The sequence below is a fragment of the Marmoricola sp. Leaf446 genome, from assembly GCF_001424755.1.
Classification (GTDB): Bacteria; Actinomycetota; Actinomycetes; order Propionibacteriales; family Nocardioidaceae; genus Marmoricola.
Genome location: NZ_LMRF01000001.1, coordinates 162,455 through 185,541 on the forward strand (window position 1 = coordinate 162,455; position 23,087 = coordinate 185,541).

Below are 23,087 nucleotides of genomic sequence, written 5' to 3' on the forward strand. Positions count from 1 at the left end.
GATCGCCCGGCGGGCGTAGCGTGCCCGGCAGAGGGGGACGACCGATGCCGGGGACCCACGCGATCCGCACCCACGGGCTGGTCAAGCGGTTCGGCCGCGCGACCGCCCTCGACGGGCTCGACCTCGAGGTCGCGCACGGGGAGGTGCACGGCTTCCTGGGCCCCAACGGCGCCGGCAAGTCGACCGCGCTCAGGGTCCTGCTCGGGCTGCTCCGCGCCGACGCCGGCACCGCCGAGCTCCTGGGCGGCGACCCGTGGCGCGACGTGGTCGAGCTGCACCGTCGGCTCGCCTACGTGCCCGGCGACGTGGTGCTGTGGCCCTCGCTGACCGGCGGCGAGGCGATCGACCTGATCGGCAACCTGCGCGGCGGGCTGGACCGGACGCGTCGCGACGCCCTGGTCGAGCGCTTCGAGCTCGACCCGACCAAGCGGGGCCGGCAGTACTCCAAGGGCAACCGCCAGAAGGTCGCGATCGTCGCGGCGCTGGCCGCCGACGTCGAGCTGCTCGTGCTCGACGAGCCCACCTCCGGCCTGGACCCGCTGATGGAGGCGGCCTTCCAGGACGAGGTGACCCGGATGCGCGACGAGGGCCGCACCGTGCTGCTGTCCAGCCACATCCTCAGCGAGGTGCAGGCGCTCGCCGACCGGGTGAGCATCATCCGGCGCGGCCGGGTCGTGCAGACCGGCACGCTCGACGACCTGCGCGGTCAGACCCGGCTGGGCGTCGAGGCGGTGCTCGCCCGGCCGCCGGCCGACCCGCGGAGCCTGCCCGCGCTGGAGGACGTGGTGGTCGACGACCGCGGCCGGCTGCGCGCCACCGTCGCCCCCGGCGAGGTCGACCGAGCCATGACCGCGCTGGTGGCGTGCGGCCTGCTCTCGCTCACCGTCTCGCCGGCCTCGCTGGAGGACCTCTTCCTCCGGCAGTACGGCGACGCGCAGGCCGGCGCCGGGGCGTGAGCGCCCGCCTGGCCGGGGTGGGCCCGCTGCTGCGGGTCTCGCTGCGCCAGGACGCCCTCCGCACGGTGCCCTGGGTGCTGCTGGTCTGCCTGCTGCCGGTCTCCTCGGTGGTGGCCTACGACCTGCTCTTCCCCGGGGCGGGCGACCGGGCCGCCCTGGCCGCCAGCATGGGCAGCAACCCGGCGCTGTCGCTGCTGCTCGGTCCGGCCCGCGACCTGTCCACGCCCGACGGCTTCGCCGGCTGGCGCTCGGGCCAGCTGGGTGCCCTGGTCGCGGGGCTGATGACGGTCCTGGTCGTGGTGCGCCACACCCGCGCGCAGGAGGACTCCGGGCAGGCCGAGCTGCTGGCGTCCGGCGCGGTGGCGCGCGGGGCACGGCTCGCCACCGCCCTCCTCGTCGCGGGGCTCGCCGCCGGCGTGGTGGGCGTGACCTGCGCGGTGGCGACCGTCGCCGCCGGGGGCGACGCGGCGTCGTCGTGGCTGCTCGCCGCGACCTTCACCGCGTCCGGGCTGGTGTTCGCCGGCGTCGCCGCCGTCACGGCCCAGGTGGCCTCCGACGCCCGCACCGCCACCGGTCTCGCGGTCGCCGTCCTGGGGCTGTCCTACGTGCTGCGCGGCTACCTCGACTCCTCGGGCGCCCCCGCCTGGACCACCTGGGTGACGCCGCTGGGCTGGCTGGAGGCGACGCGGCCGGGGGCCGGCGACCGCCCGGCGCCGCTGCTGGTCGCCCTGGCCGCCGCGGCGGTGCTGGCCGGTGCCGCCTTCGCGCTGCAGGGCCGCCGCGACTTCGGGCAGGGGTTGCTCGCCGCGCGCACCGGGCCGGCCGAGGCCGGGCTGGTGGGCTCGCCCTGGGGCCTGGCCGTCCGGCTGCACCGCGGCCCGGTGCTGGCGTGGGTGCTCGCCGTGGCCGGGCTCGGGCTCCTCTTCGGCAGCCTCACCGGGTCGGTGGGGGACCTCGTCGCCGAGAACCCCGCCATGGCGGCGCTGCTGGCCTCGGGAGCCGTCAGCGCCGGCGGGCTCGCCTTCGCCTTCGTGGTCACGATCCTGCAGGTGCTCGCGCTGCTGGCGGCCGTGGTCGGTGTCCAGGTCGCCCTGCGCGCGCACGCAGAGGAGGCCGCCCACCGGCTGGAGCCGCTGCTGGCGGCCGGCCTGCGCCGGCGTACGCACCTGGCCACGCACGCCGTGGTCGCCCTCGGCGCCCCCACGCTCGCCCTGCTGCTCGGGAGCGCGACGCTGGGGCTGGTCGCCCACCGCCAGGAGCCGGGTGTCGCGACGGGTGACGTGGTGCGGCAGGCCGCGGCGATGCTGCCGGCGGTGTGGCTGCTCGTCGGGCTCGCCCTCGCGGCGGTCGGCGCCGCCCCGCGACTGCGCCCGGTCGGCTGGCTGGGGGTGGTGGGGACCTTCGTCCTCACCGTCCTGGGCCCGACGCTCGACCTGCCCGGGTGGGTCCTCGACCTGAGCCCGCTGCGCCACGTGCCCGACGTGTCCGCGGCGAGCACCGCGTGGGGCGGGCCGGCATCCCTCGCCGCGGTCGCGGCGGTGCTCGTCGTGACGGCGTTCGTCGGGCTCGAGCGGCGCGACGTCGGCTGAGGGGGCGGCCTCAGGCGGGTGGGGCGATCCCCTGGCGGTGCTGCTCGATGACGTCGGCGGCGAGCTGGGAGAGCTTGACGTTCATCTGCTGGGAGAGCCGCGAGAGCACCCCGAACGCCTCGGCGTCGTCGAGGTCGTGGGTCTGCATCAGCAGGCCCAGCGCGGTGCCGATGGTGCGGTTGCTCTGCAGCCCGGCGCGCATCGTCTCGGCCTCCTCGCCCCGCTGCGCGGCCGTGACCGCGACCGACGCGAACGCCGCCAGCACCGCGGCCTGGGCCATCGCCTCCCCGTCGAGCGCGCCCGGGGTGCTGCTGAAGAGGTTGAGCGCCCCCACGTGCCGTCCACCCGTGCGGAGCCGGAAGCCGCCCATCCCGCGCACGGGCGTCTCGGCCACCAGGCGGCTCGCCAGGGCCGGCCACCGGTTGGGCGCCGTGAGGTCGGCGCACAGGTGCAGGTCGGGCTCGTCGTCACGCAGCACGTCGAGGCACGGCCCGTCGCCGAGCTCGAGCTCGATGGCGTCGCCGCGACGGGCGACGTCGTCGGAGGCGGCGGCGGTGCGGCCGCGCCCGTCGGAGAGCAGCATCAGCGACGCGTGGTCGCAGCCGTCGACGACCTCGACGGCACCGCGGCAGAGCACCTCGTAGGTGTCGGCGACCGTGGCGGCCCGACCGACGGCCTCGGCGAGGCGCGTGAAGGAGTCGACCAGCTCCGGGGGGTAGTCGACGGTCACGCGCACTCCTCTCGCGTCGCCCGGGCACCCCGGGCGACACCGGATCTTGTCACACCACGGCGTGGCGGACCGTCCGACCGGGTGTGAACGTGCCTGGAGTGGGCACCCGCTAGGTGGGCACAGATCGAGGTCTTCCTCGTCCCGAACCCCGACGCCTCCGTGGTGAAGCAGTCCGCCGCGGAGGCGTCACCCCGCCGTGACGTGCTGCGTCTGCAGCCGCGCGGGCAAGGCGCCCCACCCGCGCAGGATCCGGGTCGGCCGCCGCCGGGCCCCGGGCTCGAGCGCCAGGTCGGGGAAGCGGTCGAAGACCGCGCGCAGCCCGACCTCGCCCTCCATCCGCGCCAGCGCCGCCCCGAGGCAGTAGTGGCGGCCCGACGAGAACGACACGTGGTCGCCCGCGTTGGGCCGTGCGACGTCGAACACGTCGGGGTCGGTGAAGACCTCCGGGTCGCGGTTGGCCCCGGCCAGCAACGTGGTCACGACCGCGCCGCGGGGCACCCTCGTCCCGGCCAGCTCGGTGTCGCGCACGACCGTCCGGCCGGTCAGCAGCACCGGGGGGTCGTGCCGCAGCACCTCGTCGACGGCGTTGGACCACAGCGCGGGGTCGTCGCGGAGGGCCTGGAGCTGCTCGGGGTGCTCGTGCAGCAGCCAGATGCCGTTGCCGAGCAGGTTGACCGTGGTCTCGAAGCCGGCCGCCAGGACCAGCCCAGCGGTGGCCTTGAGCTCCGCGTCGTCGAGCCCCCGGCCCTCCTCGTCCCGCGCGGTGACGAGCTGGCTGAGGAGGTCGGCGCCGGGCGAGCGGCGTACGTCCTCGAGGTGGGTGTGCAGCCACCGCTCGAACTCTGTCAGCGAGGCCTCGACCTCGCGGAAGTGTCGCCACCCCAGGCCCAGGTCGAGGCTGGGGGCGGCGCCCTCGCCGAAGCGCAGCACCCGGTCGCGGTCGGCCGCCGGCACCCCGAGGATCTCGGCGATGACCGTCACCGGCAGCAGCGCGCAGTAGCGCTGCACCAGGTCGACGTGGTGGCCGGCGCGGGCGTCGGCCTCGAGCTCGTCGAGCAGCTCGGTGGCGATCTGCTCGGTGCGCTCGCGCAGCTGCTGCACCGCGCGGGCGCTGAAGACCCGGGTGACCAGCTTGCGGTAGCGGGTGTGGTCGGGCGGCTCGGTCACCAGCAGCGACGGCGGGGTCAGCGGGCCGATGGGCGCCCGACGGCCGGCCCACGTCGACAGCCGGCCGAGCGGGCCGGGGGCGGAGCCGATGTCGACGCCGGCGCGGACGTCGTTGCTGGTGAGCACCTCCTTCACCGTGGGCAGCGAGGCGGTGACGTAGGCGAACTGCGAGCGGTGCAGCGGGCCGTCGGCGCGCACCTCCTCGAACAGCTCGAGCGGAGCGGCGTCGCTGGAGGCCGTCGCCTCGATGAGCCGGCCGTGCAGGTCGCCCCGCCTGGCCGACCCGCGGATCGCCCAGCGGGGGAGCGCGTGGCCCAGGCCCCACCGCAGCGTGGAGGCGACCTGTCCCTCGAGTCCTGCTCGTACGCCGCTCATGTCGGGTCCCGTCCTCGTCTGCTCGATACCGCTCGGTATCCAATACCTTCCGGTATCGTGCCGCCCGTGTCAACCGTCGGTCCAGGTCGTCGCCCTCCCCGGGAGGAGGTACGCCGCGCGCTGCTCGACGCCGCCGCGCAGGTCTTCGCCCGGCAGGGGGTCGACGGGGCCAGCGTCGGCGACGTCGCCGCCGCCGCGGGCTTCACCAAGGGCGCCGTCTACTCCAACTTCGGCAGCAAGGACGACCTGGTCGCCGCGCTCGTCGAGGACAAGGTCTCGGCCTACCTCGAGCTCGGCCTGGCTGCGGTCAGCGACACCGACGCCTCGCTCGGCGACAAGGCCCGCGCGCTCGGCGACCGCCTCACCCGCGCCGCCGACGAGCAGCGCGACTGGCAGCTGCTCTTCCTCGAGCTGTGGCAGCGGGCGGTGCGCAGCGGGGCGACCGGCGGTGCCTTCGTCGACCGTCGCCGCGAGCTGCACGCCGCGGTCACCGACGCCGTGACCGCCCACCTCGACCGGGCCGGGGTGGCTCCGCCGCTCCCGGCGGCCGAGCTGGCCACGCTGCTGATGGCGCTGTCCAACGGGTTGGCGCTGGAGCGGCAGATCGACCCTGCCGGCGTCCCCGACGACCTGTTCGGGCGGGTGCTCGCGCTCGTGGTGGGCGACCCGGGCGCCTCGTGAGCCTTCACATTTGAAGTTTCAACCGATGCGTTAGGATGGCGCCATGGCTGGACCGCGGTGGCTCGACGACGAGCAGCAGGCCGCCTGGCGCGCCTACCTGTTCGCGACCCAGGCGATGCAGTCGTCCTTCGATCGCCAGCTGACGCGCGACGCCGGCATGCCGCACAGCGTCTACCTCGTGCTGGCGATGCTGAGCGAGGCGCCCGACCGCACCCTGTCGATGGGCGTGCTGGCCGAGATGGTGCGGTCCTCGCCGAGCCGCCTCTCCCACGCCGTGGCCAAGCTGGAGTCGCAGGGCTGGGTGACCCGGGCCCGGCGCCCCGACAACGCCCGCGTCGTCGTCGCCACGCTCACCGACGCCGGCTTCGCCCGGGTCGAGGAGGTCGCCCCGCTGCACGTCGAGCACGTCCAGCAGGTCCTCTTCGACCGGCTGAGCCGCGAGCAGGTCACCCAGCTGCGCGAGATCTTCGAGACGGTGGGCGGACCGCTCGCCGAGGAGACCTCGGTCCCGCCGCCGGTGTGCGACTGAGCGGGTCCGCTCAGGTCACCAGCCGCAGCAGTGCCGTCACGGCGACGGCCACCGCGAAGACGACCAGGACACCCTGCCGCAGCAGCAGCGCGACCAGGGCGGCGGCCATCCCGGCCAGGGCCCGCCAGTCCGCGCCGTAGCGGCCTCCGTCGTCGAGCAGCTCCACCACGACCAGCCCCGCGAGCATCGCCACCGGGAGCAGGCCCGCCACCCGGCGTACGACGGGGTGGTCGAGGACCGACTCCGGCAGCGCCACCCCGGCCAGCTTGAGCAGGTAGCAGCCGAGCGCGGCCACGACGACGCCGACCCAGAGCCCCGTCACGTCCGTGCTCCCGGTCGGGCCAGGCCCAGCACCAGCGCGACCGCGGCGGCCGCCAGCACCGGGACGCCCGGCGGGGCGACGGGGACCAGCGCCAGCGCGACCGCGGCGCCGAGCAGCGCGGTCACCGGGGCGGTGCGCTCGCGCAGCTGCGGCCAGAGCAGGGCGAGGAAGACCGCCGGCGCCGCGACGTCGAGGCCGAGCGCCTGCAGGTCGACGCCCTGGCCGAGCAGCGCCCCGGCGAGGGTGCCGGCGTTCCACAGCGCGCACAGCAGCACGCCGGTCACCCAGAACGCCCGGCGGCCCAGCGCCGGGTCGCGCTCGGCCACGGCCATCGCGGTGGTCTCGTCGATGACGAGGTGCGCGGTCAGCGGCCGTCGTACGCCGCGGGGCCGGACCAGCCGGCTCACCGGGATCCCGTAGAACGCGTTGCGGATCCCCAGCAGCAGCGCCGCCGACACCGCGGCGACGGCCGTCCCGCCCGCGGCGACCACGCCGACGAAGGCGAACTGCGAGGCGCCGGTGAACATCAGCAGGCTCAGCAGCATCGTCTGGCCGAGGTCGACGCCGGACCCCGTGGACACGGCACCGAAGGTCGCGCCGAACGCCCCGGCGTACAGCGCGATGCCGGCGGCCGCCCGGTCGACCCGACGCCGGTCGGCGGCGCTGGGGCCGGGGGTCGGGTCGGGCACGGGACCAGCCTCTCAGCGCGGCGCCGCCCGGCGGCACGGTCCCCGGGGTGCCCGCCGGTAGCGTTCGGCCCGTGGCGGGGATGGTGAGGGCGGCCGACGACGCCCAGCGCAGGTTTCCAGGGCTCGGCTTCCCCCTGGCGGTGGTCTACAAGTACTTCGACGACCAGGGCCCCTACCTGGCGGCGATCATCACCTACTACACCTTCGTCGCGGTCTTCCCGCTGCTGCTGCTCGGCACCTCGATCCTGGGCTTCGTGCTGCAGGGGGACCCCGAGCTCCAGCAGGCGGCGCTCGACTCCACGCTGCGGCAGTTCCCGATCGTGGGCGACCAGCTCGGTCGACCCGAGGGGCTGCAGGGGTCGGTGGCCGCGGTGGTCACCGGTGGGCTGATCGCGCTGTACGGATCGCTCGGTCTCGGCACCGCCATCCAGAACGCGATGAACGTCGCCTGGTCGGTGCCGCGCAACAGCCGTCCCAACCCGTTCCTGCTGCGGCTCAAGAGCCTGTTCCTGCTGCTGATCGCCGGCGGGGCGGTGCTGGCCGTCACCGGCATCTCGGTCACCGGCCAGAAGCTGCTCTCCGACGCCGGTGTCGGCGGCGGCCGCACGCTGGTCTCGGTCGCCACGGTGCTGCTGGTCGGCGGCATCCTCACGGTGCTGTTCCGGCTCGCCACCGCCCGCGAGCACCCGTGGTACTACGCCGCGCCCGGTGGCTTCTTCGTCGCGGTGCTGTGGCAGGGGCTGCAGCTGCTGTCCACGGCGTACGTCAACCGGGTGCTGACCGAGACCTCCTCGATGAACCAGACCTTCGGCCTGGTCCTCGGCCTGATCGGCCTGATCTTCCTCGCCGCCGTCATCGCCGTCCTCGGCATGGAGCTCAACGTCGTGCTCGTGCGCCACCTGTGGCCCCGCGCCCTGCTCACCCCGTTCACCGACTCCGTCGAGCTCACCGAGGCCGACCGCAAGGCCTACACCAGCTACGCCCGCGCCCAGCGCCACAAGGGCTTCGAGCAGGTCAAGGTCTCCTTCGGCGAGCCCCCCAGCGTCCTCGGCTCCGGCTCCGACCACCACGACGACCCCACCCCCGACCCCGAGCGCTCCGACCCCGACCCCGGCCGCTCCTAGGCGCCCGCCGGCGCGCAGACGCGCGGACACAAGTTCGGTACGGCGTCCGGGTTCGTCCGGGTATGACGGGTCGTCGGCAGGACTTGTGTCCGCGCGTCTCCGTGTTCTCGGCCGACCTCAGGTGGGGGCGGGGCCCGACGAGGCGCGTACGACGAGCTGGGTGGGCAGCACCCGGACGGGGGCGTCGTCGCCGGTGGGGGTGGCGCCGGGGCGGGTGAGCGCGGCGAGGGCCTCGACCGCGCGGGCGCCGGCCTCGGTGGTGCGCTCGGCGAGGGTGGTCAGCGGGGGGTGGCAGAAGTCGGCGCCGAAGACGTCGTCGAAGCCCACGACGCTGAGCTGCTCCGGCACGCGTACGCCGCGCTCGGCGAGGCGCTGGAGCACCCCGATCGCCAGCACGTCGTTGTGCGCGACCACCGCGGTCGCCCGGGTGGTGAGCACGGCATCAGCGGCGGCCGGGCCGGAGGCGGTGGTGGGGGTGTAGGGCCCGAAGCGCGTGGCCTCGAGGCCGTGCTCGTCGGCGGCTGCGCGCAGCCCCGCCCAGCGCCGCGCGCCCGACCACGACTCGGCCGGACCGCCGAGGAAGACGAAGGAGCGGTGGCCGTGGGAGGCCAGGTGGGCGACGATCTGCCGGGTGCCGGAGGCGAAGTCGGCGACCACGCTGGTCAGCCCCGGCGAGGCCCGGTTGACCAGCACGATCCGGTTGAGCTCGCTCGCCCGCTGCAGCGCCTCGTCGGGCATCCGGGAGGCGGTCAGCACGAACCCGTCGACGGCCGCGCCCAGCCGCCTGACCAGGCGTTCCTCGTGCACGGGGTTCTCCTGGGCGTCGCCGATCACGAGGGTCAGCCGGGCCTCCGCGGCGGCGCGCTCGGCGCCCTTGACCACCCCCGAGAAGTAGGGGTTGGTGATGTCGGGGACGACCAGCGCGACGGTGTTCGTGCGGCCGGACTCCAGCGCCTGCGCGGTGGGGTTGGGGGAGTAGCCGAGCCGCTCGGCGACGGCGAGCACGTGCTCGCGCGTGACGTGGTTGACCCGGCCGGGGTTGCTGAACGCGCGCGAGACCGTCGAGGTCGCGACCCCGGCCGCCTCGGCGACCGAGGTGATGGTGGCGCGACGGCGGGGGGCGGGCACAGGGCAATGCTGGCACGCGTCTGGCAAATTTTGGCAAACGATTGCCATGTGACGGCGGCCACACCTACGTTCGCCCGGACCGCGAGGAGCGAGGACCTCGGGCCGGGAGACAAGTCGGCGAGACCGACGGAGAGGCACCACCATGAGCACCATCGACACCCCCGCCACGGGGCACCACGACGAGTCCCGTCGTACGCCGCGGCGCGCGGCGCTCGCCGCCTGGAGCGGCAGCGCCCTGGAGTACTACGACCTGGCGATCTACGGCACCGCCGCCGCCCTGGTCTTCCCCAAGATCTTCTTCCCCGAGGGCAACGACTCGGCCGCGACGATCGCGGCGTTCGCGACCTTCGGCGTCGCCTACGTCGCCCGGCCGTTCGGGTCCTTCCTGATGGGCCACATCGGCGACCGGCTGGGCCGAAAGACGATCCTGATCGGCACGCTGCTGCTGATGGGCGTCTCGACCTTCCTCATCGGCTGCCTCCCGACGTACAGCCAGATCGGGCTGTGGGCCCCGGCCCTGCTGGTGCTGCTGCGGCTGCTCCAGGGCCTCTCGGCCGCGGGCGAGCAGGCCGGCGCCAACTCGATGTCCTTCGAGCACGCACCCGACGACCGTCGCGGCTTCTTCACCAGCTGGACGCTGAGCGGCACCCAGGGGGGCCAGGTCCTGGCGCCCGCGATCTTCCTGCCGCTGGCCGCCGTGCTGCCCGAGGACGCGCTGCTCAGCTGGGGCTGGCGGGTGCCGTTCTGGCTCAGCGCCGTCATCGTCGTGCTGGGCTTCGTGATCCGGGCCCGCCTCGACGAGACGCCCGCCTTCCAGGACGACGTCGCCGACAGCGACGAGCCCAAGCGCGCGCCGCTCAAGGAGCTCTTCGCCGACCACTCGCCGGCCGTGCTGCGCGTCTTCTTCGCCGCCTTCATCGCCATGGTCAACACGATGTTCCAGGTCTTCGCGCTCAACTTCGCGACGTCCGAGGACTACGGCATCGGCTTCGACTCCTCCTTCATGCTGTGGCTGGCCATCGTGGCCAACCTGGTCGCCATCGCGGTGATCCCGTTCTGGGCGATGCTCTCGGACAAGGTCGGGCGCAAGCCGGTCTTCCTCACCGGGCTGGTCGGCAGCGCGGTGCTGGTCACCGCCTTCCTCGGCGCGATCCGCGCCGGCGACGAGCCGCTCACCTTCGTGCTCGGCGTGGCCCTGGCCGGCGTCGTCTACTCGATGCCCAACGCGGTGTGGCCCGCCACCTACGCGGAGTACTTCCCCACCAGCGTGCGGCTGTCCGGCATGGCCATCGGCACCCAGTTCGGCTTCGCGCTGGCCGGGTTCACCCCGACCATCGCCGGCGCCCTGATGGGCGGCGAGGCCGACAACTGGTGGCGCGTGGCGGCCTTCGCCGTCGGTGCCTGCGTGATCTCCGCGATCGCGGTGCTCAGCGGCCCGGGCAAGACGCACACGGTGCCGACGCACCTGGTCGGCGTGCGTGGGGCCCGCACCCCCTCCGCGGCCACGGCATGAACAGCGGCTCGGTCTCGCTCGGCCTCGTCGGCGGCGGCATCGCCCGCTCGCTCACCCCGGCGATGCAGGAGCGGGAGGGCCGCGAGCAGGGCCTGGCGCTGACCTACCGGCTCGTCGACGCCGAGCGCCCCGGCGGGCGTGGCTTCGGCGTCGACGACCTCGGCGAGGTGCTGGCCTGGGCCGAGCGGTTCGGGCTCGACGGGCTCAACGTCACCCACCCGTTCAAGCAGGCCGTGGTGCCGCTGCTCGACGACCTGTCCGAGGCGGCGGCCGACCTCGGTGCGGTCAACACCGTGGTGCTGCGCAACGGCCGGCGGGTCGGCCACAACACCGACACCACGGGGTACGCCGCGGCCCTCGCCGCCGGCCTGCCCGACGCGCCCCGGGACCGCGTGGTGCTGGTCGGGGCGGGCGGCGCCGGCGTCGCCGTCGGCTACGGCCTGCTCGCCGAAGGGGTGGGCCGGCTCGGCGTCCACGACGTCGACGCGGACCGGGCCCACGCCTGCGCCGTACGGCTCTCGAAGCGGTTCGGCGACGACGCCGTGGAGGTCGTCACCGACCTGCCCGGCGCGCTGGCCGCGGCCGACGGGCTGGTCAACGCGACGCCGGTCGGGATGCACGGCCACGACGGCCTGCCGGTCCCGGCCGAGCTGGTGCGCGAGGGCCTGTGGGTCTCCGACGTCGTCTACTTCCCGCTCGAGACCGAGCTGGTCGCGCTGGCCCGCTCACGCGGGTGCCGGGTGCTGCCCGGTGGCGCGATGGCCGTGCAGCAGGCCGTCGGCGCGTTCGAGCTGTTCACCGGTCGACCGGCCGACGCGGAGCGGATGCAGCGCCACTTCCGGGAGCTGACCGCCTGATGCGCACCGGCGTCGCCACGCTGTCTCTCAGCGGTCGCCTCGTGGACAAGCTCCACGCGGCGGCCGCGGCCGGGTTCGACGGGGTCGAGGTCTTCGACAACGACCTCATCGGGTGCCCGCTGTCCCCGACCGAGGTGGCCCGGCTCGCGGCCGACCTCGGCCTGACGATCGACCTCTTCCAGCCGGTGCGGGACGCCGCCGGCGTCGCCCCGGAGGCCTGGCCCGCCACCCGGCGACGCGTGGTGGCCAAGCTCGACGTCGCCCGGGAGCTCGGCGCGCCCGTCGTGCTGCTGTGCTCCCACGTCGGCGGCGGCTCGGTCGACGACCCCGACCTGACCGCCTCCCAGCTGGCCGAGCTCGGCGACGAGGCCGCCAGGCGCGGGCTGGTGCTCGCCTACGAGGCGCTGGCCTGGGGACGCCACGTCAACCGGCTGGCCCACGCCTGGGACGTCGTACGCCGCGCCGACCACCGGAGCGTCACCCTGGCGGTCGACACCTTCCACGTGCTGGCCCGGGGCGACGACGCGACCGCGCTCGACGGCGTGCCGGGTGAGCGGATCGGCTTCCTCCAGGTGGCCGACGCGCCGCTGAAGCAGATGGACGTCCTGGAGTGGAGCCGCCACTTCCGCTGCTTCCCCGGCCAGGGGATGCTCGACGTCACCGGCGTCGTGGCGGCCACCCTGGAGGCGGGCTACCGCGGACCGGTCTCGCTCGAGGTGTTCAGCGACGTGGTCCGCGAGTCCGACCAGGCCGTCACCGCGCGCGACGCCTACCGCTCCCTGGTCTTCCTGGCCGACGAGCTCGCCGCCCGGCTGACCGGCCCCGCGGCCGCGCTGGTCGAGCCGGCGCCGCCCGCCCCCGAGCGGGTCGGCCTGGCCTTCCTCGAGGTCGCCGACCCCACCCGCGACCCCGCCCTCGAGGCGCTGCTGCGCGGGCTCGGCTTCGCCCGGGTCGGCCGGCACCGCAGCAAGCCGGTGCAGTGGTGGCGCCAGGGGGAGGCCCACGTCGTGCTCAACCAGACCCCCGGCACCGATCCGCGGGCCCATGCCGTCGGGCTGGCCACGCCCCGGGTCGACACCGTCGCCGCCCGGGCCGAGGCGCTGCTGTGGCCCGAGGTCGACCGGACCCGCGGGGCGGGGGAGGCGCTGCTGCCCGGCATCACCACGCCCGGCGAGACCCACCTGTTCCTCTCCGCCGACCCCGGCGCCCCCGACCACTGGCAGGACGACTTCGTCCTCGACGACGAGCCCGCCCCCACCGGGCGCTGGACCGGCCTCGACCACGTCGGCCTCGCCGTGCCGCCGCGCCGGCTCGACGAGGAGATCGGCTTCCTGCGCACCGTGCTGGGCCTGGAGGCCGCGCCCGTGGAGGAGTTCTGGGAGCCGCAGGGGCGGCTGCGCAGCCGTGCCCTCGAGCCCCGTCACGGCGGTGCGCGGATCGTCGTCAACGTGGCGGAGGGGGCCGGCTGCGGCGCCGACGGCCCGGGCACGGGGGTGACCCAGGTGGCCTTCGCCTGCACCGACCTGCTGGCCGAGGTGCGCTCCCTCCGCGAGCGGGGGGTGCGCCTGATGCAGGTGCCCGACAACTACTACGTCGACCTCGCCGCCCGCACCGACCTGGACCCGGACCGGATCGCCGAGCTGCGCGAGCACCAGGTGCTCCTGGACCGCGCGGGCCCGGGCGAGCGGGGGAGGGGCGAGCTGCTCCACGTCTACACCGACGTGCTGGCCCCGGGGTTCTACGTCGAGCTGCTGGAGCGTCGGGACGGCTACGCGGGGTACGGCAGCGTCAACACCCAGCTCCGGCTCGCCGTCCAGCGGCGGTGAGGGTAGTCATTTCTGGCCATCTTCCGGGCGTTTGGGGGTGTTTGTGCGGTTTTGTGAGCGGAGTCGACGCACTTTCTGCTCCGGACCGTCGATAACACTCGTGCACCGACCTATCCTCGACCCATGACCGCAACGTGGGAGTCGCCTGCCCTCGGCGGCATCCCCCTCGACCCGCGCGTCATGGCCGAAGAGGTCGCGGCCGACCTGGGTCTGCTCTCCGGCTCGGTGATCGAGGTCGTGCGGCTCCACCTCGAGGCGCTCGACAGCGCGCTCTCGCTGGGCGTCCCCGAGCTGCTGGCCGACCAGCTGCGGTGGCAGGCGGTGCGGCTGGAGAGCGCCGGCGCCCCGTTCGGCCCCGAGGACGTCGACAAGGCGGTCCGCGAGGCGCTCGGTCCGCACCTGACCCCGCGTCAGCTCGCGCAGGTCGAGGAGCTGCAGAACAGCGCGGCCGTGCTCGGTGCGAGCGGCGCCCACGCCGACTCGCTCGTCGCCCTGCCCGAGGGGCCGGCCCACGACTACCTCGCGGCGGCGCTGGCCGGTCACCGCGACGACGCCATCGCCGTGGTGCGCGAGGCGATGCTCTCCGACGTCAGCGTCGCCGACATCATGCTCGGCATCCTGCAGCCCGCCCAGGTCGAGCTCGGCCGGCTGTGGGAGGCCGGGGAGATCTCGATCGCCCACGAGCACTACACCACCGCCATCACCCAGCTCGCCCTGTCGCTGCTCTACCCCCGGCTGCTGCTCAACCGCACCCTGCTGGGCCGCAGCATCGTGGCGACCAGCGTCGGCTCGGAGGCCCACGAGGTGGGCATCCGGATGATCTCCGACCTCATGGAGCAGGCCGGCTGGCGCACCGCCTACCTCGGCGCCGACGTCCCGCACGCCGACGTCATCGAGCGGGTCGCCCAGCACCGCGCCGACGTGCTCGCCGTCTCGGCGACCATGGCCGGTCACATCCGCGGCGTCCGCGAGCTCATCACGATGCTCCGCGCCGACCCGCGCTGCGCCGGCGTCCGGGTCCTGGTGGGCGGTCGCCCCTTCACCATCAACCCACAGCTGGCCGACCTGGTCGGTGCCGACGGCTGGGCCCCCGGGGCCTCCGAGGCGCTCGAGATCTGCCGGACGTGGACGGAGGACAGGTCCCGTGCCCGTTGAGGAGCCCGGCCACGAGCTGCTCCTGAGGGAGCTGGGTCGCATCAACAGCGAGCTGGCCTCCCAGCGACGCCTGAGCGCCATGACGGTGCACGACCTCGGCAACCCGGCGCAGGTGATCATGGGGCTGAGCGAGCTGCTGCTGGACCACCCCACGCTCGACCCGTTCGTGCGCACCCGCGTGGAGCAGCTGCACCGCTCCGCGCTGACGATGTCGGCGCTGATCTCCGACCTCAACAACGGCTTCTCGATCGACGACCAGAACCACCTCGACGTGCAGCGCATCGACCTCGTCGAGCTGGTCACCTCGCTGGTGGAGCGCCAGCGGGTCCTGGCCAACGCCAAGGACATGACGATCCTGCTGCTGGTCGACCAGCCGCGCGACGCCGGCTGCTGGGTCGACGGCGACCCGGTCAAGCTCGAGCGCGCGCTGGGCAACCTGCTCGGCAACGCCATCAAGTTCTCCCCGCCGCGCAGCACCGTCTCGGTGGCCCTCGACCGCGGTCTCGACAACGCCAAGATCGCCGTCCACGACGAGGGCCCCGGCATCAGCCCGCTCGGCCTGCAGCGCATCTTCGAGGTCTTCCACCGCGAGCGCGGCACCGACCACGTGCCGGGCCTCGGCCTCGGGCTGTTCATCACCAAGCAGATCGCCGAGAGCCACGGCGGCTCGGTCGACGCCCGCTCCGAGCCCGGCCGCGGGTCGACCTTCCTGCTCGAGATCCCGCTGGCCGTCGAGGCCTACGCCGACCTTGCCTGACCAGGTCGCCCCCCGCGACCTGCCGAGCACGGGACGCGGTGCGTGGGCCGACCCCGGGGTCGAGGAGGTCGCTCCCGGCGTCCACCGGATGCCGCTCCCGCTGCCGATGGACGGGTTGCGCGCGGTCAACGTCTACGTCGTCGAGGGCGAGGACGGACTGACCCTGGTCGACGGCGGCTGGGCGATCCCCGACTCCCGGACCGTGTTCGAGGACGGGCTGCGCCGGCTCGGGCACGCGCCGTCCGACGTACGCCGGTTCCTGGTCACCCACATGCACCGCGACCACTACACCCAGGCCCGCGTGCTCGGCACCGAGCTGGGCTGCCCCGTGGTGCTGGGGTCGGGCGAGCGACCCAACCTCGCGAGCGTGCACGCCGACGCCGAGGCCGACGACACGCGGCAGGAGGGCACGCGGGCGCGGCTGCGCTCCGCCGGGGCCGAGCACCTCCACGCGGCCTGGCTGGAGCTGGCCCCGCGCCGCCCCGACGCCCTCGACGCCTACGCCCTGCCCGACACCTGGCTCGAGCGCGACCAGGACCTCGACGTGGCCGGCCGACGGCTGCGGGCCGTGGCCACCCCGGGGCACACCCGCGGCCACTACGTCTTCGCCGACGAGGCCGCCTCGCTGCTCTTCGCCGGCGACCACGTGCTGTCGACGATCACCCCCTCGATCGGCTTCGAGCCGGCGTACGTCCAGCAGCCGCTGCGCGACTACCTCTCCTCGCTGGCCAAGGTCCTGGCGCTGCCCGACCTGACGCTGCTGCCCGCCCACGGGCCGGTCACGGCGTCGTCCCACGCCCGCGTCCACGAGCTGCTCGAGCACCACGACGTGCGGCTCGCCCAGTCGCTCGAGGCCGTCCGCGGCGGAGCCCGCACCGCCTGGGAGGTCGCCTGCGCGCTGCCGTGGACCCGGCGCGAGCGGCGCATCGACGAGCTGGGCCCCTTCGACCAGGCGCTGGCCGCCTTCGAGACGCTCGCCCACCTCGAGCTGCTCGCGCTGCGGGCCGACCTCGCCCGGCGCCCGGGCGAGACCGTGGAGTTCGCGCCCCCGCACCGCCGCTAGGGTGGGGAGCGTCCGACAGGGGAGCGCCGGGGGCCAGAGCCGGAGGCGCTGAGAGTGCGGGAGAGCCGCAGACCCTCGAACCTGCTCCGGTTAGTACCGGCGAAGGAAGTCGAAGGAGACTCCCGATGCGCATCCGCGTGCGATCCCTGACCCTGCTCACCGTCGGTGCCCTCACCGCGACCCTGGCCGCGTGCGGCTCGTCGGGCTCCTCCGACGACGGCGCGGCCGACCCGAGGACGCTCACCGTCGTCACCCACGACAGCTGGGCCGTGCCCGACGACGTCCTCGCCGCGTTCACCGAGCAGAGCGGCATCACGGTGAAGGTGCAGCCGCAGGGCGACGCCGGCCAGCTGACCAACAAGCTGGTGCTGACCAAGGACTCCCCGCTCGCCGACGGGGTCTACGGCATCGACAACACCTTCGGGTCGCGCGCCGTCGACGAGGGCGTGCTCGCGGCGTACGACGCGGACCTGCCCGCCTCGGCCGAGCAGCTCCGCCTCCCCGGCGGCGAGGACCGGCTGACCCCGGTCGACTACAGCGACGTGTGCGTCAACGTCGACGACAGCTGGTTCGAGGAGGAGGGGAAGCAGCCGCCGCAGGACCTCGACGACCTCACCGACCCGGCCTACGAGGACCTGTTCGTCACGCCCGGCGCCACCACCTCCTCGCCGGGCCTGGCCTTCCTGCTCACCACGGTGGCCGCCAAGGGTGCCGACTGGCCCGACTACTGGCAGGCGCTGGTCGACAACGGCGCCAAGGTGACCTCGGGCTGGTCCGACGCCTACGAGGTCGACTTCACCGCCGGGGGCGGCGACGGAGACCGGCCGATCGTGCTCTCCTACTCCTCCTCGCCGCCGTTCACCGTGCCCGAGGGCGGCACCGAGCCGACCACGAGCGCGCTGCTCGACACCTGCTTCCGCCAGGTGGAGTACGCCGGGGTGCTGGCCGGCGCGGAGAACCCCGAGGGCATGCAGGAGTTCATCGACTTCATGCTCGGCCGCGAGTTCCAGCAGGCGCTGCCCGACAACATGTACGTCTACCCCGTCGACGCCGACGTCGCCCTGCCGCAGGCCTGGGAGCAGTTCGCCCCGGCGGCCGAGAAGCCCTTCGCCGTCGAGCCGGCCGAGCTCGACGCCGACCGCGAGAAGTGGCTGCGCGAGTGGCGCGACATCGTCACGCAGTAGCCACCGCGCTGCTGGCGGCGCTGCCGCTCGCGGCCCTCGCCCTGTTCTTCGTCTACCCGGTCGCCGGGATGGTGGGGCGCGGGTTCGTGCCCGACGGGCGGTTCGAGCCGGGCGCGGTGCTCGAGGTGCTGGCCCGGCCGCGGGTGCACCGGGTGCTGTGGTTCACGCTCTGGTCGGCCGCGGCGGGGACGCTCCTGTCGCTGGTGCTGGGCCTGCCCACGGCGTACGCCCTGCACCGGCTGCGCTTCCCCGGCCGTGACCTGCTCCGCGCCGTGGTGGTGGTGCCGTTCGTGCTGCCGACCGTGGTGGTGGGGGTGGCGTTCCGCCAGCTGATCGCGCCCTCGGGGCCGCTGGGCGGGCTCGGGCTCGACGGCAGCGCGGTGGCGATCGTCGCGGCGCTGGCGTTCTTCAACGTCAGCGTCGTGGTGCGCACCGTCGGCACCTTCTGGGAGTCGATGGACCCGCGGCGCGAGGAGGCGGCCGCCGCGCTGGGCGCCACCCCGTGGCAGGTGCTGCGCACGGTGACGCTGCCCGCACTGCGCCCGGGCATCGTCTCGGCGGCGAGCGTGGTGTTCCTGTTCTGCTCGACCGCTTTCGGCGTGGTGCTGACGATGGGCGGGCTGCGCTACGCCAACGTCGAGACCGAGATCTACCTGCTCACCACCCAGGAGCTCGACCTGACCGCGGCGGCGGCGCTGTCGGTGCTGCAGCTGCTCGTGGTCACCGGGCTGCTCGTCCTGGCCGCGCGCGTACGCCGCTCCCCGCCCGCCGCCCGCACCGCCCGACTGCTGCCCCGGCCGCGCTGGACCCACGCCCCGGTGCTGCTGTGGACCGCGCTCACCCTCGTGCTGCTGCTCGCCCCCCTCGCCTCGCTCGTGGCGGCCTCGCTGCGCCGTGGCGAGGACTGGGGGCTGGAGAACTACCGCGCGCTCGCCACGACCGGCGCCGACAACGCCCTGCTGGTGCCGGTGACCGAGGCGCTGGTGACCTCGCTCGAGGTCGCCCTGGTCGCGGCCTCGCTGGCGCTGCTGCTCGGCACCGTCGTGGCCTACCTCGTCTCGCGACCCGGTGGCGGCCGCCCGCGGCAGCTGCTCGACGGCGTCTTCATGCTGCCGCTGGGCGTCTCCGCGGTCACGGTGGGCTTCGGGTTCCTGGTCACGCTCGACCGCCCGCCGCTGGACCTGCGCAGCTCCTCGCTGCTCGTGCCCGTGGCCCAGGCCATGGTGGCGCTGCCGCTGGTGGTGCGCACGGTCGCGCCGGTGCTGCGCTCGGTCGACGACCGGCAGCGGCAGGCGGCCGCCTCGCTGGGCGCCGGGCCGCTGCGGGTGCTGGCGACCGTCGACGTGCCCGCCGCCTGGCGGGCGCTGCTGGCCGCGGCGGGCTTCGGCTTCGCGGTGTCGCTGGGCGAGTTCGGGGCGACCAGCTTCCTGGCCCGCGACGACGACCCGACGCTCCCGGTGGTGATCTACCGGCTGATCGGGCGGCCGGGCGCGGAGAACTTCGGGATGGCCATGGCCGCCTCGGTCGTGCTCGCCGCCACCACGACCGCGGTGATGCTCGCGGTGCAGCGGCTGCGCGGCGGGTCGGTGGGGGTGCTGTGAGCGCGGACGCCATGGCCCTGCGCGTCGAGGGCCTCTCGGTGCGGTTCGAGGGCACCGCGGTCGTCGACGACGTCGACCTCGGGCTGGCCGCCGGGTCCGTGCTCGCCGTCCTCGGTCCCTCCGGCTGCGGCAAGTCCACGCTGCTGCGCACCATCGCCGGGCTCGAGCGGCCGGCCGCCGGCCGGGTGCTGCTGGAGGGTCGCGACCTCGCCCGGGTGCCCACGCACCGACGCGGGTTCGCGCTGATGTTCCAGGACGGCCAGCTCTTCGAGCACCTCGACGTCGCGGGCAACGTCGGCTACCCGCTCCGGCTGCGCCGGCGGGGACGCCAGGAGCGCCGTCGCCGCGTCGCCGAGCTGCTCGACCTCGTCGGCCTGGGCGGGTACGACGCCCGCCTGCCCACCACGCTGAGCGGCGGCGAGCGGCAGCGGGTCGCGCTGGCCCGCGCGCTGGCCGTCGAGCCGCGGCTGCTGCTGCTCGACGAGCCGCTCAGCGCGCTCGACCGCGGGCTGCGCGAGCGGCTGGCCGCCGACCTCCACGACATCCTGCGCGCCGCCGGGGTGACCGCGGTGCTGGTGACCCACGACCAGGAGGAGGCGTTCGCCGTCGCCGACACCATGGCGGTGATGCGCGAGGGTCGGCTGGTCCAGCAGGGCAGCCTCGCCGACGTCTGGGCGCACCCGGTCGACGGCTGGACCGCCCGCTTCCTCGGGTACGCCGAGGTGCTGGACGGCGACCGGGCCCGGACCTTCCGCCGGCTGGTCGCCCCCGACGCCTCCTGGGAGGCGGTGGCGCTGCGCCGCTCGGCGCTGCGCCTGGACCCGCGGGGCTCGTTGGAGGCGACCGTCGAGGAGGCCCGGCTGACCCCCGAGCTGGTCCGGCTGCGGCTCGACGTCGACGGGCTGGGCGTGCTGCCCGGCGTGGCGTCCCCGGCGGCCGTCGTACGGGCGGGGGAGCGGGTGCGCGTCAGCCTGGATCCGGCCCGGACCGCGCCGCTGCCGGGTCCCGCCTAGACTGCCGCTCGTGAGGCGCGCGTACACCACCATGGTCACCATCGCGGTGGTCATGGGGCTGCTGGCCTACTTCACCGGCCAGGCGCTCGGCCTCCCGATGCGCGACCCCGACGGCTTCCTCGGCCCCGCCTGGGTGCGCGCGCCGATGCTGGTCCTGGGGGCGTTCGTGGCCGACATCGTGCCGCGCACGCTGTGGCGGGCCCGCTTCAAGCCACGCGAGTTCCGCACCGAGGCCCGGCTGCTGATCCGAGAGCACTGGACGCGCGAGCGGATCCAGCTGGTGGTGCTCGGGGTGATCTGCTTCTACGTCACCTACGTCAGCTACCGCAACCTGAAGAACTTCCTGCCGTTCGTGCGCGACGTCGGCGTGCAGCCGGGCGACTACGAGCTGCACAAGTTCGACCAGTGGCTGTTCTTCGGCAACGACCTCGCCGTGGTGCTGCACAACGCGCTCGGCACCACGGTCACCGCGCAGGTGCTCTCGTGGGTCTACCTGATCTTCCTGCCGATCGTGCCGATCTCGGTGACCATCTGGGTGGTCTGGTCGCGCAACGTCAGCTTCGGCTACTGGTACGTCACCGCCCAGTGCATCTGCTGGACCCTCGGCACCGCCAGCTACTACATGATCCCCACGCTCGGCCCCAACTTCGCGTTCCCGTGGCTCTACTTCGACCTCGACACCACCGGGGTGACGGCGCTGCAGGAAGCGCTCTACTACGGCCGCGTCGACGTGAAGTCCGGGGTGTCGGAGGGCGTGCAGTCGATCGCCGGCTTCGCCTCCCTCCACGTCGGCGTCACCCTGCTGATGGCCCTGGTCGCGCAGTACACCGTCCGCCACCGCCCCATCCGGATCGTGCTGTGGGTCTACATGGGCATCACGGTGCTCGCCACGACGTACTTCGGCTGGCACTACATCGCCGACGACATCTTCGGCGCCCTGATCGCCTTCACGTCCTTCTACCTCGGCGGCCTCGCCACCGGCCAGAAGTTCGACGAGCACGGCCGCCACTCCCACCCCACGACCACCACCTCCAGCGTGCCGGTGGAGTCCGAGGCTCGGTAGGGCGGCGGGCAGTTTCACCGGCTGACCGGTGAAACTGCCCCGCAAGCCCGGCAAACCGGGCGCTGGTGGGCAGTTTCCCCCGGTCGCCCGCCCGCTTCGCCCGTTCCGTCGTACGACGCTCCGGTCACCCGACCGACGAACTACATCGGTGTGACTCGGGGACGCGTGGGGCCAGGTTGTCAAGACGACACGCGAGTTACACATCTGTTCTTCTGGGATTGATGTTCCCAATGTGACGCGTGGGACCTAGCCTCGGCGACGTCCCGTGCCGTGGGGAAGAGGCGCGGGACCCCCGACGAAAGGTCTCGCGTGCTGTTCGCACGAGCCACCCGACGCTCCACCGCCGTCTCGGCCACCCGTTCTGCGACGTACGCCGCGGCGGGCGCGCTGGTAGGTGCCCTCGTGCTGGGGCTGGTGCCGCCGGCCGGTGCCGCGCCCGTGCCGCAGCGGCCCCACGCCCCCGACCCGGTGCCGAGCCGCGCCGACGTCGACCGGGCCGCGGCCGCCGTGACCACGGGCCGGGCGGCGGTGGCCGACATCGAGGCCGCCATGCTCGCCGCGAGCGCGCGGCTGCAGCAGGCCGAGGTCGAGGCGCAGCAGGCGGCCGAGGCCTACAACGGGGCCCGGTGGCAGCTCGAGCAGGCGCAGGGGGAGGCCGAGGCGGCCGCCGACCGTGAGGCCGAGGCACGCCAGGACGTCGCCGACCAGCGCGTCGGGATCGTCGCGCTCGTGACCGACAGCTACCAGAACGGCACCGAGCTCGGCACCGCAACCGCCCTGCTCGGCGACGAGGGCCCGGCCGGGCTGATGAACCGCGCCGCGGTCGTCGAGAGCGCCGGAGAGTCCATGGACGCGCGCTACCGCGACTTCCGGCGTACGTCGGCCCGCGCCGACCGTGCCGCGCAGCGCGCCGACGCGGCCGAGGACCGTCAGCAGGAGCTCGCCGACTCGGCCGCCGCCGCCGCGGCCGGTGCCTCCACCGCCGCTGCGGCCGCAGCCGGTGCGGCCTCCGCGACCGCCGCCGAGCAGCAGCGGCTGGTGCGCTCCCTGGCCCGCGCGCAAGGCGTCTCGGTGGCGCTCGCCACCCAGCGCCGCGACGCGCTGGAGGAGCGCAGCCGCGCCCGGGCCGCCGCAGCCGCCCGCGCCGCCGCGGCGAAGGCGCCCGTCGCCACCCCCGCCACCCCTGCCCCCGCAGCCGCTGCCACCGCCCCCCGCCCGGACCCCGCGCCGGCCCCGCGCCCGGACCCCGCGCCGGCGCCCCGTCCGGACCCTGCGCCGGCACCCCGCCCCGACCCCGAGCCCGCCCCGGCCCCCGCCCCGGCCCCGGCCCCGGCTCCGGCGCCGGCGCCGGCTCCCGCTCCCGCTCCGGCCCCGGCCCCTGCCCCCAGCGGCTCCGCCGTGCAGCGCGCCATCGCCTACGCCGCGGCGCAGGTCGGCAAGCCCTACCAGTGGGGCGCCGACGGCCCGTCGTCGTTCGACTGCTCGGGCCTGACGATGCGGGCCTGGGAGCGCGGCGGGATCTCGCTGCCGCACTACTCCGTCGCGCAGTACTACGCCAGCACGCCCGTCCCGATCTCGCAGGCCCGCCCCGGCGACCTGCTGTTCTGGAGCAGCAACGGCAGCCCCAGCGGCATCCACCACGTCGCGCTCTACCTGGGTGGCGGCCGGCTGATCGAGGCGCCGCGGACCGGCGTCCCCGTCCGCTACAGCACGCTGTCGTACTGGTACCCCACCTTCGCCGCCCGCCCCTGACCCAGCCGGGTGC

21 protein-coding genes and 1 riboswitch are annotated in these 23,087 nt (G+C 74.8%); of the genes, 16 read left to right on the top strand and 5 right to left on the bottom strand.

What is annotated here, in order from left to right:
- The first annotated feature begins 44 nt into the window (after positions 1-44).
- Both ASG49_RS00690 and ASG49_RS00695 read left to right on the top strand, forming a co-directional pair.
- Positions 45-956, top strand: a complete 912-nt coding sequence (locus tag ASG49_RS00690; RefSeq protein ID WP_056535766.1) for an ABC transporter ATP-binding protein — start codon at positions 45-47, stop codon at positions 954-956.
- Positions 953-2,545 carry an ABC transporter permease gene (locus ASG49_RS00695; RefSeq protein WP_056535769.1) on the top strand — a complete coding sequence of 531 codons (1,593 nt, stop codon included), beginning with the start codon at positions 953-955 and terminating at the stop codon, positions 2,543-2,545. Before ASG49_RS00690 ends, ASG49_RS00695 begins: the two co-directional genes overlap by 4 nt.
- 10 nt (positions 2,546-2,555) lie before the next feature.
- On the opposite strand, the gene ASG49_RS00700 is transcribed toward ASG49_RS00695, so the two are convergent.
- Complete coding sequence (locus ASG49_RS00700) at positions 2,556-3,275, bottom strand: GAF and ANTAR domain-containing protein (RefSeq protein ID WP_056535772.1); 720 nt, start codon at positions 3,273-3,275, stop codon at positions 2,556-2,558.
- 186 nt (positions 3,276-3,461) lie between these two features.
- Positions 3,462-4,817, bottom strand: coding sequence for a cytochrome P450 (locus ASG49_RS00705; RefSeq protein WP_056535775.1), 1,356 nt, complete (start codon positions 4,815-4,817; stop codon positions 3,462-3,464).
- Between the two features lie 66 nt (positions 4,818-4,883).
- Here ASG49_RS00705 and ASG49_RS00710 point away from each other — a divergent pair, with 66 nt between their 5' ends.
- Entirely contained in the window at positions 4,884-5,498 is a 615-nt protein-coding gene (locus ASG49_RS00710; RefSeq protein ID WP_056535779.1) for a TetR/AcrR family transcriptional regulator, read from the top strand.
- A 43-nt stretch (positions 5,499-5,541) separates the two neighbouring features.
- Positions 5,542-6,027: a MarR family winged helix-turn-helix transcriptional regulator gene (locus ASG49_RS00715; RefSeq protein WP_056535782.1), complete on the top strand. Its 486-nt coding sequence runs from the start codon at positions 5,542-5,544 to the stop codon at positions 6,025-6,027.
- Positions 6,028-6,037: 10 nt separating this feature from the next.
- Here the strand turns inward: ASG49_RS00715 and ASG49_RS00720 are convergent, their stop codons facing one another.
- Together ASG49_RS00720 and ASG49_RS00725 are read right to left on the bottom strand one after the other, a co-directional pair.
- Positions 6,038-6,349, bottom strand: a complete 312-nt coding sequence (locus ASG49_RS00720; protein ID WP_056535784.1) for an AzlD domain-containing protein — start codon at positions 6,347-6,349, stop codon at positions 6,038-6,040.
- The gene (locus ASG49_RS00725) at positions 6,346-7,038 is read right to left on the bottom strand and encodes an AzlC family ABC transporter permease (RefSeq protein WP_056535787.1); all 693 of its coding nucleotides are present in this window, start codon (positions 7,036-7,038) and stop codon (positions 6,346-6,348) included. Before ASG49_RS00725 ends, ASG49_RS00720 begins: the two co-directional genes overlap by 4 nt.
- A gap of 80 nt (positions 7,039-7,118) precedes the next feature.
- Between ASG49_RS00725 and ASG49_RS00730 the strand changes: the two genes are divergently transcribed.
- Entirely contained in the window at positions 7,119-8,162 is a 1,044-nt protein-coding gene (locus ASG49_RS00730; protein WP_082533686.1) for a YihY/virulence factor BrkB family protein, read from the top strand.
- Between the two features lie 117 nt (positions 8,163-8,279).
- Here ASG49_RS00730 and ASG49_RS00735 read toward each other — a convergent pair whose 3' ends face one another.
- Positions 8,280-9,290, bottom strand: coding sequence for a LacI family DNA-binding transcriptional regulator (locus ASG49_RS00735; protein WP_056535790.1), 1,011 nt, complete (start codon positions 9,288-9,290; stop codon positions 8,280-8,282).
- A 142-nt stretch (positions 9,291-9,432) separates the two neighbouring features.
- On the opposite strand from ASG49_RS00735, the gene ASG49_RS00740 reads away from it, so the two are divergent.
- The 11 genes from ASG49_RS00740 (at position 9,433) to ASG49_RS00790 (ending at position 23,074) form a co-directional block, all read left to right on the top strand.
- Positions 9,433-10,803: an MFS transporter gene (locus ASG49_RS00740; RefSeq protein WP_056535793.1), complete on the top strand. Its 1,371-nt coding sequence runs from the start codon at positions 9,433-9,435 to the stop codon at positions 10,801-10,803.
- The gene (locus ASG49_RS00745) at positions 10,800-11,660 is read left to right on the top strand and encodes a shikimate dehydrogenase (RefSeq protein ID WP_056535796.1); all 861 of its coding nucleotides are present in this window, start codon (positions 10,800-10,802) and stop codon (positions 11,658-11,660) included. The genes ASG49_RS00740 and ASG49_RS00745 overlap by 4 nt, the downstream gene beginning before the upstream one ends.
- A complete protein-coding gene (locus tag ASG49_RS19505) occupies positions 11,660-13,486 on the top strand; it encodes a bifunctional sugar phosphate isomerase/epimerase/4-hydroxyphenylpyruvate dioxygenase family protein (protein WP_056535799.1) in 1,827 nt (608 codons plus the stop codon). The genes ASG49_RS00745 and ASG49_RS19505 overlap by 1 nt, the downstream gene beginning before the upstream one ends.
- Before the next feature lie 123 nt (positions 13,487-13,609).
- The gene (locus ASG49_RS00755) at positions 13,610-14,641 is read left to right on the top strand and encodes a B12-binding domain-containing protein (protein WP_056535802.1); all 1,032 of its coding nucleotides are present in this window, start codon (positions 13,610-13,612) and stop codon (positions 14,639-14,641) included.
- The gene (locus ASG49_RS00760; protein ID WP_056535806.1) at positions 14,631-15,398 is read left to right on the top strand and encodes a sensor histidine kinase KdpD; all 768 of its coding nucleotides are present in this window, start codon (positions 14,631-14,633) and stop codon (positions 15,396-15,398) included. Before ASG49_RS00755 ends, ASG49_RS00760 begins: the two co-directional genes overlap by 11 nt.
- Positions 15,391-16,461, top strand: coding sequence for an MBL fold metallo-hydrolase (locus ASG49_RS00765; protein ID WP_235561845.1), 1,071 nt, complete (start codon positions 15,391-15,393; stop codon positions 16,459-16,461). Before ASG49_RS00760 ends, ASG49_RS00765 begins: the two co-directional genes overlap by 8 nt.
- Before the next feature lie 7 nt (positions 16,462-16,468).
- A riboswitch (TPP riboswitch) is annotated at positions 16,469-16,586 on the top strand.
- The gene (locus ASG49_RS00770; RefSeq protein WP_056535808.1) at positions 16,587-17,645 is read left to right on the top strand and encodes a thiamine ABC transporter substrate binding subunit; all 1,059 of its coding nucleotides are present in this window, start codon (positions 16,587-16,589) and stop codon (positions 17,643-17,645) included.
- Positions 17,621-19,246, top strand: a complete 1,626-nt coding sequence (locus ASG49_RS00775) for an iron ABC transporter permease (protein ID WP_056535811.1) — start codon at positions 17,621-17,623, stop codon at positions 19,244-19,246. Before ASG49_RS00770 ends, ASG49_RS00775 begins: the two co-directional genes overlap by 25 nt.
- The gene (locus tag ASG49_RS00780; RefSeq protein ID WP_235561846.1) at positions 19,243-20,259 is read left to right on the top strand and encodes an ABC transporter ATP-binding protein; all 1,017 of its coding nucleotides are present in this window, start codon (positions 19,243-19,245) and stop codon (positions 20,257-20,259) included. Before ASG49_RS00775 ends, ASG49_RS00780 begins: the two co-directional genes overlap by 4 nt.
- Positions 20,260-20,269: 10 nt before the next feature.
- The gene (locus tag ASG49_RS00785) at positions 20,270-21,322 is read left to right on the top strand and encodes a phosphatase PAP2 family protein (protein WP_235561847.1); all 1,053 of its coding nucleotides are present in this window, start codon (positions 20,270-20,272) and stop codon (positions 21,320-21,322) included.
- A 309-nt stretch (positions 21,323-21,631) separates the two neighbouring features.
- On the top strand, positions 21,632-23,074 hold the full coding sequence (locus tag ASG49_RS00790; protein ID WP_156384137.1) for a C40 family peptidase: 1,443 nt from the start codon (positions 21,632-21,634) through the stop codon (positions 23,072-23,074).
- The last annotated feature ends 13 nt before the right edge of the window (positions 23,075-23,087 follow it).